The organism is Sphaerospermopsis reniformis (assembly GCF_005402885.1).
GTDB lineage: Bacteria > Cyanobacteriota > Cyanobacteriia > Cyanobacteriales > Nostocaceae > Sphaerospermopsis > Sphaerospermopsis kisseleviana.
Window position 1 is genome coordinate 1 of record NZ_BJCE01000528.1, and the last position, 774, is coordinate 774.

Consider the following 774-nt stretch of genomic DNA (forward strand, 5'->3'; position numbering starts at 1 on the left):
CAAGAATATTTCTATCTTCGCTAAGAATTTCTATTTACTAATTTTATCGTCAACTATATACATCTTTTTAGTCAAATAAACTCTCATCAAATAATTAGATAATATTTACTACAACTCTTTCCTAAATGCGTCTGGTTGACAAGCAAACTCTTGCTTGGATAGCTTTCTGAGTGCGGCTTCTGCTTTTTCTAACTGTTTTTTTACTTGTTTGTCTACTTGTTCGATACTTGATTTTTTTCTTAATTCACTTTCAACGATTATCCATCTTTGTTTTATGCCTCCATATTCTGATTCTTTTTCCGCTATTCTATATCCCTTTATTTGACTATCTTTCCATGATGATTCTTTTATATCTAAGATTTTATTCTGTGCTTCTTTGATACTTAAGGGTACTCTTGTTATCCATTTTAATTCTCTCATTGCTGCTATGTTTTCTGCTGTATATAAGGCACTGTCCGCTACACTTATTCCTTCAAATGTCCATTGCTTTTTAAATTCTTTTAATCTTTCTACAAATACACTTTTATCATCTACGTTTCCTGAGTCTACTTTTAAATATAATGGGATGTCTCCATCTCCTGAACATATCATGTCTATGATAAATTGTTTCAGGTCTGGTCTTTTATCTCTTGAGTATCCATGCACTATTTCTATTGCTTTCATCTCTGGTTCTCTTTCTAATTTATTCTCTTCTGTTTCTGGTTTTGTTTTTTCTATTTCTTCTGTTTCTTTCTTGTACTCTCCTTCTACACTCATTGATGTTCCATCTAGATG

At 31.4% G+C, this 774-nt stretch carries 1 pseudogene; it reads right to left on the minus strand.

The window, feature by feature from the left end:
• Nucleotides 1-126: 126 nt before the first annotated feature.
• A pseudogene (locus tag FFR48_RS28210) lies at nt 127-774 on the minus strand (IS1634 family transposase); the annotation flags it as partial.